Source organism: Gluconobacter aidae, assembly GCF_009547075.1.
In the GTDB taxonomy this organism is placed as follows: Bacteria; Pseudomonadota; Alphaproteobacteria; order Acetobacterales; family Acetobacteraceae; genus Gluconobacter; species Gluconobacter aidae.
The window spans coordinates 1-8,656 of sequence record NZ_WIPH01000055.1 but is presented as its reverse complement, the minus strand read 5'-3'; the positions used below and the strand labels follow the sequence as shown (position 1 = coordinate 8,656).

Annotated in this window: 9 protein-coding genes, 1 pseudogene and 1 riboswitch; of the genes and pseudogenes, 7 read left to right on the top strand and 3 right to left on the bottom strand. The window is 60.1% G+C overall.

All coding sequences use genetic code 11. The features are described from left to right. Positions 1–48: 48 nt before the first annotated feature. A pseudogene (locus tag GFJ39_RS14335) lies at positions 49–176 on the bottom strand (transposase); the annotation flags it as partial. Between the two features lie 101 nt (positions 177–277). Next, positions 278–411: riboswitch (TPP riboswitch) on the top strand. Between the two features lie 134 nt (positions 412–545). On the opposite strand from GFJ39_RS14335, the gene thiC reads away from it, so the two are divergent. The 7 genes from thiC to GFJ39_RS13010 are packed head-to-tail and all read left to right on the top strand — an operon-like array spanning position 546 to position 6,534. Beyond that, the gene (thiC, locus tag GFJ39_RS13040; RefSeq protein ID WP_153431805.1) at positions 546–2,339 is read left to right on the top strand and encodes a phosphomethylpyrimidine synthase ThiC; all 1,794 of its coding nucleotides are present in this window, start codon (positions 546–548) and stop codon (positions 2,337–2,339) included. Next, positions 2,336–3,274 (top strand): FAD-dependent oxidoreductase, encoded by a 939-nt coding sequence (locus GFJ39_RS13035; RefSeq protein ID WP_153431803.1) that lies wholly within the window; start codon positions 2,336–2,338, stop codon positions 3,272–3,274. Before thiC ends, GFJ39_RS13035 begins: the two co-directional genes overlap by 4 nt. Next, positions 3,264–3,461: a sulfur carrier protein ThiS gene (thiS, locus tag GFJ39_RS13030; RefSeq protein WP_153431801.1), complete on the top strand. Its 198-nt coding sequence runs from the start codon at positions 3,264–3,266 to the stop codon at positions 3,459–3,461. Before GFJ39_RS13035 ends, thiS begins: the two co-directional genes overlap by 11 nt. Position 3,462: 1 nt before the next feature. Beyond that, positions 3,463–4,221, top strand: a complete 759-nt coding sequence (locus GFJ39_RS13025; RefSeq protein ID WP_153431800.1) for a thiazole synthase — start codon at positions 3,463–3,465, stop codon at positions 4,219–4,221. Further along, the gene (locus GFJ39_RS13020) at positions 4,218–4,829 is read left to right on the top strand and encodes a thiamine phosphate synthase (RefSeq protein ID WP_153431798.1); all 612 of its coding nucleotides are present in this window, start codon (positions 4,218–4,220) and stop codon (positions 4,827–4,829) included. Before GFJ39_RS13025 ends, GFJ39_RS13020 begins: the two co-directional genes overlap by 4 nt. Further along, positions 4,826–5,788: a HesA/MoeB/ThiF family protein gene (locus GFJ39_RS13015; RefSeq protein WP_153431796.1), complete on the top strand. Its 963-nt coding sequence runs from the start codon at positions 4,826–4,828 to the stop codon at positions 5,786–5,788. Before GFJ39_RS13020 ends, GFJ39_RS13015 begins: the two co-directional genes overlap by 4 nt. Then, positions 5,785–6,534 carry a hydroxymethylpyrimidine/phosphomethylpyrimidine kinase family protein gene (locus GFJ39_RS13010; RefSeq protein ID WP_153431795.1) on the top strand — a complete coding sequence of 250 codons (750 nt, stop codon included), beginning with the start codon at positions 5,785–5,787 and terminating at the stop codon, positions 6,532–6,534. Before GFJ39_RS13015 ends, GFJ39_RS13010 begins: the two co-directional genes overlap by 4 nt. Positions 6,535–6,667: 133 nt before the next feature. Here the strand turns inward: GFJ39_RS13010 and GFJ39_RS13005 are convergent, their stop codons facing one another. Both GFJ39_RS13005 and GFJ39_RS13000 read right to left on the bottom strand, forming a co-directional pair. Continuing rightward, the gene (locus tag GFJ39_RS13005) at positions 6,668–7,558 is read right to left on the bottom strand and encodes a LysR family transcriptional regulator (RefSeq protein WP_153431793.1); all 891 of its coding nucleotides are present in this window, start codon (positions 7,556–7,558) and stop codon (positions 6,668–6,670) included. A gap of 437 nt (positions 7,559–7,995) precedes the next feature. After that, positions 7,996–8,656, bottom strand: a 661-nt coding sequence (locus tag GFJ39_RS13000) for an MFS transporter (RefSeq protein ID WP_153431791.1), incomplete at its 5' end; no start/stop codon positions are given.

The following is an 8,656-nucleotide window of genomic DNA, read 5'->3' as shown; positions in this document are numbered from 1 at the left end:
CTAACCCCCTGTCCGAAAAACCGGGACCACCTCTGATGGAATGACAAGGGCCTCGGATATTTCAAGGCCACCATAGCGGTCTTCCATTTATGGAACGTCGCGTTAGTGATCCCGTGTTTGTGGCAAAGATCAGAGACCTTCAGCCCAGACTGATTCCTGTTCCTCCAGTTCCGCATCGATCTGGTCGGTCTGCGCTTTTTTCCATGGAGAGAAAGCCTTGATCTGTAGGGAAAATTATTCTGCGCGATTGATTTTTTTTCATTTCTCCCTCACTATCACGGCTCGTCAGGGGGGTCCCGCCTTAAGGGACTGAGAGGCTGATTGGTGTTGTCGGGAAACCGGCTCACGGTGAAGCGACCCTTTGAACCTGACCCAGTTGATACTGGCGTAGGAAGACCGAAGGGCGCTTATTTCCATCGCTATGTGGGGAAGCGCCTGTCGGGCCGATCCGGCCCTTTCTGTGTCTCTGTGCACAGGAGACGGCGGCTCCCTTTCTGCTTCACGTTCTCCCTGGGTCTTTTCGAGTGCGCTTGAGGAGACACCATATGAACGCTTCCATTCCGGCCATTACGACAGGTCCTTTGCCGGCTTCCAGCAAGGTCCATGTTCAGGGCACGCTTCATGACATCACAGTGCCCATGCGGCAGATCGAGGTTTCGGACGAATGTCCGCTGAACGTCTATGACAGTTCCGGGCCCTATACCGACATCGCCATCAGCATCGACATTGCGAAGGGTCTTGCGGATAGTCGCGGGGACTGGCTGCGGCATCGCGGTGACGTGGAGGAGTATGATGGTCGCACGATCACGGCAGCCGATAACGGTTTTGCGGAAGGGGAGCGACTGACACCGGCATTTCCGAACCAGCGCCGCCCCATGCGTGCGGTGGGGGATCGTGCAGTGACCCAGATGGCCTATGCCCGCGCTGGTATCATTACGCCGGAGATGGAATTCGTTGCTATCCGGGAAAATATCGGCCGAACGCAGGCGCTGAAGGAAGAGCGGGATGGCGAAGATTTCGGCGCCTGCATTCCGGACTTCGTGACACCGGAATTTGTCCGGCAGGAAATTGCCTCGGGCCGGGCGATCATCCCCGCCAACATCAATCACCGTGAGCTTGAGCCGATGATCATCGGGCGCAACTTTCTGGTGAAGATCAACGCCAATATCGGCAATTCGGCTGTCACCTCTTCCATGGAAGAGGAAGTCGAAAAGATGGTCTGGTCGATCCGCTGGGGCGCGGATACCGTCATGGATCTCTCGACGGGCCGCAACATCCATAACATCCGGGACTGGATCATTCGCAACGCGCCTGTGCCGATCGGGACAGTGCCGCTGTATCAGGCGTTGGAAAAGGTGGGCGGGATTGCGGAAGACCTGACATGGGAGATCTTTCGCGACACGCTGATCGAACAGGCCGAACAGGGCGTGGACTACTTCACCATCCATGCCGGTGTCCGGCTGCACATGATCCCCCTGACGGCGCGACGGGTGACAGGCATTGTGTCGCGCGGCGGTTCCATCATGGCGAAATGGTGCCTGCATCATCACCGTGAGAGCTTTCTGTATGAGCATTTCGAGGAGATCTGCGACATCTGCCGGCGTTATGACGTGTCGTTCTCGCTCGGGGACGGTCTGCGTCCCGGGGCGATCGCGGACGCCAATGATGCGGCGCAGTTCGCGGAGCTGGAAACCCTTGGTGAACTGACGAAAATCGCTTGGGCGAAGGACTGTCAGGTTATGATCGAGGGGCCGGGTCATGTCCCGATGCACAAGATCAAGGCCAATATGGACAAACAGCTTGAGCACTGCCACGAGGCGCCGTTCTATACGCTTGGCCCGCTGACGACCGATATCGCGCCTGGTTACGATCACATCACCTCCGCCATCGGCGCGGCCATGATCGGCTGGTTTGGCACGGCGATGCTCTGCTATGTCACGCCGAAGGAACATCTGGGCCTGCCGGACCGGAATGACGTCAAGACGGGTGTCATCACCTACAAGCTCGCAGCCCATGCGGCGGATCTGGCGAAGGGTCATCCGGGCGCGCGGATGCGGGATGATGCTTTGTCGCGGGCGCGGTTCGAGTTCCGGTGGGAGGACCAGTTCAATCTGGGGCTGGACCCCGATACCGCCCGGTCCATGCATGATGAGACCCTGCCCAAGCAGGCGCACAAAGTGTCCCATTTCTGCTCCATGTGTGGGCCGAAGTTCTGTTCGATGAAAATTTCGCATGACATCCGGGCCGAGGCGGAAAAGCAGGACGGTATGCAACAGATGGCGGGGAAATTCCGTGAAGGCGGGCAGCTTTATGTTCCGGTGACGGAACCGGCGGAATGATCCATTCCGTCCTGGGGGAAGGGGTTACGGCACTATGCTGTGCCACGGCCCTTTCCGACCGGGATCTTGACGTGGAAGTCATCGTCCCGGCTGGTGCCCCGGAACCGGCGTCATGGTTTGCGGGGGGAATGCTGGCGCCTTTCTGCGAAGGGGAAAGTGCGCCGGAGTTGATCGTGGCAAAAGGGCGGGCTTCCGTGAACTGGTGGGCCGCGCATGTGTCCGGTGTTGTGAGGCATGGCACGCTTGTTGTCGCGCCGCCTCGGGATGTTTCCGAACTGGCGCGTTTTGCACGGGCGACGCGGGAGCATGACTGGGTGTCTCCCGGGGATCTGGAGCCGGATCTGGCAGGACGTTTCGCACGGGGACTGTTCTTTTCAAGCGAAGCGCATCTGGACCCACGCCTGGCGCTGGCCAGCCTGCGAAGCCGTCTGGAAAGCAGAGGCGTGTCGTTCCGGACCGGAGCGCCACGGGGCCGGATCGTGGACTGTCGGGGGCTGGCGGCCCGGGAGGATCTGGCCGATCTGCGCGGTGTCCGGGGTGAAATGCTGATCGTGCATGCGCCGGACGTGACGCTGACGCGGCCCGTGCGTCTGCTGCATCCCCGTTTCCCCTGCTACATCGTGCCGCGCGAGAACGGGCGTTACATGATCGGTGCGACCATGGTGGAAAGTGCGCGTCGCGGAGGCGTTACGGCGCGGGCCGCGATGGAGCTGCTTTCGGCAGCCTATACGCTTCATCCCGGTTTTGCCGAAGCGGAAATCCTTGAACTGGGCGCAGGTCTGCGTCCGTCCTTTCCTGACAATATTCCGGCCATTCGACACGCTATGGACCGCATCCATGTGAACGGGATGTATCGCCACGGTTTTCTAATGGCACCTGTCTGCGCAGAGCAACTGGCTACGGAACTTGCGGAGCTTTACGCCCATGCGGATTGATCTGAACGGCCAGACAATTGAAACGCAGGCCCAGACGCTGGCGGATCTGCTCAGCGAGCAGGGATTTGAATCCTCCTGCGTCGCCACGGCCGTGAATGGCGAATTCATTGCCCGCTCCCTTCGCTCCGAAACTCGTCTGGATGATGGCGTGAAGGTTGAAGTCCTGTCGCCGATGCAGGGAGGCTGACATGTTCCATGGTGTCGATCTGACGTCCCGTCTGATGCTCGGGACCGCGCAATATCCGTCGCCACAGATCCTGCTTGAGGCCATCGCGGCCTCTGGTGCCGAGGTCATTACCGTCTCGCTGAGGCGGGAAGGTGTGGCAGGGGGGGCATTCCGCGATCTTCTGGCTGAAAGCCGCTGCCGTCTGCTGCCCAATACAGCGGGCTGTCATACCGTCAGGGAAGCCGTAACCACTGCGCGAATGGCGCGCGAGGTGTTTGGCACCTCATGGATCAAGCTGGAAGTCATCGGTCATGCCGATACGCTCCAGCCTGATCCGTTCGCCCTCGTCGAGGCCGCGCGCGTGCTGTGTGCGGAAGGGTTCGATGTCTTTCCCTACACGACCGAGGACCTGATCGTGGGCGAAAAGCTGCTTGAGGCCGGTTGCAAAGTCCTGATGCCCTGGGGCGCGCCCATCGGTTCAGGACAGGGCCTGCGAAACCCCGCGGGCCTGCGGACCATGAGGGCGCATTTCCCCGATGTGCCACTGATCGTGGATGCGGGGATCGGTACGCCCAGTCAGGCCGCGCAGGCCATGGAACTGGGATTTGATGCGGTCCTGCTGAATACCGCCGTGGCGAAGGCGGTCGATCCTGTGGGTATGGCGCGGGCCTTCGGGCGCGCCATACAGGCGGGACGCGAGGGTTTCGAGGCCGGCCTCATGCCGGAGCGGGACATGGCCAGCGCCTCGACGCCCGTTTTCGGACTGGCGGAACTGGCATGATGACGCTCGATCCGTTCTATCTTCTTGTCGGCGACGTGGGGCTTCTTGAAACACTTCTGCCCTGTGGCGTGCGGCTGGTGCAGCTTCGCCTCAAGGACAGGCCGGAGGCGGAAATCCACCGTCAGATCAGACATGCCCGCGATCTGTGCGCGCGGCATGGCGCCCAGCTTGTCGTCAATGACTACTGGCGTCCTGCAATGGAGCTGGGATGCGATTTCGTCCATCTCGGTCAGGAAGACATGGAGACTGCGGATTTTGCCGCACTTCGCAAGGCCGGGATCCGGTTCGGCCTGTCCACCCACGACCCGGCGGAACTGGAACATGCCCTGTCTTTCGAACCGGCCTATGTCGCCCTTGGGCCTGTCTATCCGACCCTTCTGAAGAAAATGAAATGGGGACCGCAGGGGCTGGAGCGGGTGGCGGACTGGAAGAAACGCGCCGGCCAGACGCCGCTCGTGGCCATTGGTGGTCTGACGCCCGAGCGCCTGGCAGACGTCTTTTCCGCCGGGGCGGACAGCGCCGCCGTTGTCACGGATATCCAGATGGCGGACGACCCTGTGGCCCGCTGTCAGGAATGGGTCTCCACCACACGGGCTTACAGGCGATGAGCCGATACGTGCGGCAGATCAGCCTCTTTCCGCAGGGCGAGGCCGATCAGAAACGTCTTCTGGATGCCCATGTTCTGGTTGTCGGCGCCGGTGGTCTCGGGGCGACGGTTCTGCCAGCGCTGGCCGGAGCCGGATGTGGCAAGATCACGCTGGTGGATCATGACCGTGTTGATGAAAGCAATCTTCATCGGCAGACCCTGTTCCGCGTGGACGATATCGGCAAACTGAAAGTCTCCTGCGTCGCAGAGCGACTGTCTGGCCTGAATCCGGATTGCCGGATCATACCCGTCGCCGAGCGTCTGGAACCCGCGTCCGCACGTCGCCTTCTGCCGGGTCTCTCAGTCGTGGTCGATGCGGCGGACAGTGTGGCCGTGACCTATATGCTGTCGGACCTCTGTCTTGAGGCAGGGCTCCCTCTCATCAGCGCGTCAGTCCTGGGGCAGTCCGGCTATGCAGGCGGATTCTGTGGCGGAGCGCCCGGCTATCGCGCCGTCTTCCCGGACATTCCCGCCAGTTTCCCTACCTGCTCAGACGCAGGCGTGTCCGGGCCTGTCGTGGCGGCTCTGGGCGCGATACAGGCCCAGATGACGCTGTCCCTCCTGCTTGATCTGCAACCCTCGCCGCTGGGGCAGATGATCCGTCTGGATCTGGAACACTGGCGGAGTTCGTCCTTTCGCTTTGATGGCGCTCCCGAGCCGGAAGAGGACGGCCCCTTCATTCTGGGGCTTGAAGAGCTGACTGAAACAGACCGTGTGTTCGATCTCCGGGAGCCGGATGAAAAAGGTCCGCTCTCCGTGGCCTGGGCCAGACGCGGGCCCCTCGAAGATCCGGAAATACTGGACGCTGGAACGCAGAGGACCGTGTTCGTCTGTGCAAGTGGTCTGCGCGCCTGGCGTGCCGCAAGACGGTTTTCCGGGCGGAGCGGCGCTGTGTCCTATATTGCGACGACAGGACGTTGAAACGCCCCGTTCTTCTGATCGGCGGGATGGATTCCAGCGGAGGGGCTGGCCTTGCGCGGGATCTGCTGGCTGTCCATGACGCAGGACAGACGGCCCGGATCGCCGTTACAGCCGTTACGGCCCAGACGGATCACAGGGTTCTGGCTGTCGATCCCGTCTCTCCGGACATGCTCGCGGCCCAGATCGACGCGGCGCTTGAGGACGGCATCGGGGCCGTCAAGATCGGTGTCCTGTGCAACGCGGCGCTCATACGGACCGTGGCAACCCGTCTTCCCGATGTGCCGGTTGTTCTGGACCCGGTTCTCTGTTCCACTTCCGGTCATACCCTTCTGGAGCCGGAGGGGATCAGGGCGCTTGTTGACCTGCTTGTGCCCCGCATCGCAGTCCTGACCCCCAACGTGCCGGAACTGGCAGCCTTGAAATCGGTGCTCCAGCCGGAGACACTCTCTGAAGATGGCGACGTTGTCGGGATGTTGCTGGATCGGGGGTGCCAGAGCGTCCTGCTGAAAGGGGGCCATGACGGCCATCCCGAGCTATCGACGGATATCCTGTTTCAGCCCGGTCGTCCGGCATCGTCCTTCCGTTCCGCGCGCTATCCATTTGATCTGCGGGGAACAGGATGCCATCTGGCCAGCAGTCTGGCCGCGGCTCTGGCTGATGGAAAAGCTCTGCCAGACGCTGTCATATACGCCCGGCACAGAGTTGATGAACGCTTTCGCAGGGAAATGTCTTCTCCCGTGCCATGAAGATATGGAAACCTTGGGTCACGTCGACGAAAGAACCATACGGCCCCCATGAATCACGCAATCAGCGACATGGGAATCCTACAAATCATTTTCTGCCAAAGTAGTGCTGAACTCCGGCTATTATTCTTGGCTATTATTTTTTCAGGCTGAGCAGGTCCACGTCCAGTTCGCTGCGCAGCAGGGTGAGGATGCTTTGGGAGATCTGGGACAAGGCATGGTCGGCCCGGAACAGGACCGTACAGGTCACGCTCAGGGGAGGAGAAAGAGGGCGTGGGCGAGGCAGGCCCGGATGATGCAGGGCTGTCACAGCATCCACGATGGCACACCCGCCACCGAGACGCACGAGTTCGGCTGCCATGAAATGGGTCCGTACCCGTACATGCGCCTTGATGGGAATGCGGGCTTCTTCCATCACCATATCCAGCATGCGGGCCGTAGGATCGTTCTCACTGAGCCCGATATAGCGTTCAGGGTTGATTTCAGCGACACTGACTGGCCCTTCTCCTTCTTCCGCATCAATCATCATCAGTGGGATATTGGCGATGTGCAGGGCCGTCAGTCCGTCACATGTGTAGTCACCGAACACAATTCCAAGGTCGAGATCATGATTCATGATGCGTGACACGATTTCGGGTCCGTGCATGGCATCGATTGTCAGTTCCATGCCTGGATGATCCGCGCGGTAGCGTTGCACGACACGGGGTACGAGGCTCAGCCCCAGACTTGGTACGCATCCGATACTGATGGAGTGTCCGTCGCGGGCGTAACGCAGATTGTCGGTCAGGCGTTTGAGGTCGGACAGTTTCTCGAAGATCGCGTTGACGTGGGGCAGCATGATGCGGGCCTCGCGCGTCGGCACCAGTCGTCCTCCCGCGCGCTCAAACAGCGCAAATCCCAGTGACTGCTCGGCATAGCGCAGAACCTTGCTTGCCGCCGGCTGCGAGACATGAAGCAGTTCGGCAGCGCGTCGGAGCGAACCCGCAGTCATAATCGCATAGAAAACTTCGATCTGGCGCAGGCGCATTGGAGTTCCTTGCTTTGGAGATCCAGGCTGCCCTGGATTTTCCGATTCTTGATGTTTGTTCGAAACGAAATTCATCGTTTCCCATGTTGCGACAGACAGAATGAAGGGCTGCTCCGATCTTAAAGCAACGGGTTATACAGAAGTAGGAATATAATATTTTCAGCTGCTCCCATACCGGCGTGTCGGCCAGGCAGACGGAAAGATGGTGGCATAGCTCTTCAGGTTGTCCTGCCTTGCAAATAGATTTACATAAAGATGGCCTCTCCTGTAGCGGTCCAGACAAACGGTTTCGCTCTGGCGTTACAGGTCTGGACGAAGGCACTGATTTTCTCAGTGAGATCCCTGGCACTGTCGCCGGTGGACGGGGCAGATATTCCGGGTGGCCGCGCCCTATCCGTCGGGCATTGCCAGATCTCGCAGATTGGTCGCAACGGGGATCAGGTGATGTCCGCATGACGGTCTATCCTGAGTGGTGCGGGATCAACCGCTTCTTCAGAGACGGCCGTGTCCGGAGAAAAATGCTCTTTGAGATGCGTCTCCAGCTTTTCCAGGGAAAAGCCTTTCGTTTCAGGCAGGAAGCGCGCCACGAAGCAGAAGGACAATACGTTGATCGTGGCGAAAACGAAAAACGTACCGGGACCGATCGCGTGCAGAAAAATAGGGAAGAGGAAAGCGACTGTAGCGTTAAAGATCCACTGGGATGAGACCGACAGGCCCGTCAGAACTCCACGGGCCCGCATGGGAAAAAGCTCGGACATCAGCAGCCAGTACAATGGCGAGACCATCATCTGGATGAACAGCAGAGCCAGAAGGATAAAGCCAAGCGCGACATAACTTTCGATTTCCGAGCCCTTGAGCAGCAGCAGAGTGGCCCCAAGCCCCAGATGAGCCAGAACCACGCCGCCCAGACCGCCCAGCAGTGTGACCCGCCGCGGGAAGCGTCCAATCATCCAGATGCCGGCAAATGTCGCGCCTACCGCGACCAGACCATCGCCGATTGTTGCGATCAGAGCGGCCTCGGTTCCGAGCCCCGTCTGACGCAGGATGATCGGGGTGAAGTACATGAATGCGTTGACCCCCGTAAACTGGGTCGCAAAT

Bases quoted from the DNA above. Each gene is read 5' to 3' on its own strand.
- thiC (WP_153431805.1), top strand. From the start codon at position 546: ATGAACGCTTCCATTCCGGCCATTACGACAGGTCCTTTGCCGGCTTCC.
- GFJ39_RS13035 (WP_153431803.1), top strand. From the start codon at position 2,336: ATGATCCATTCCGTCCTGGGGGAAGGGGTTACGGCACTATGCTGTGCC.
- thiS (WP_153431801.1), top strand. From the start codon at position 3,264: ATGCGGATTGATCTGAACGGCCAGACAATTGAAACGCAGGCCCAGACG.
- GFJ39_RS13025 (WP_153431800.1), top strand. From the start codon at position 3,463: ATGTTCCATGGTGTCGATCTGACGTCCCGTCTGATGCTCGGGACCGCG.
- GFJ39_RS13020 (WP_153431798.1), top strand. From the start codon at position 4,218: ATGATGACGCTCGATCCGTTCTATCTTCTTGTCGGCGACGTGGGGCTT.
- GFJ39_RS13015 (WP_153431796.1), top strand. From the start codon at position 4,826: ATGAGCCGATACGTGCGGCAGATCAGCCTCTTTCCGCAGGGCGAGGCC.
- GFJ39_RS13005 (WP_153431793.1), bottom strand. From the start codon at position 7,558: ATGCGCCTGCGCCAGATCGAAGTTTTCTATGCGATTATGACTGCGGGT.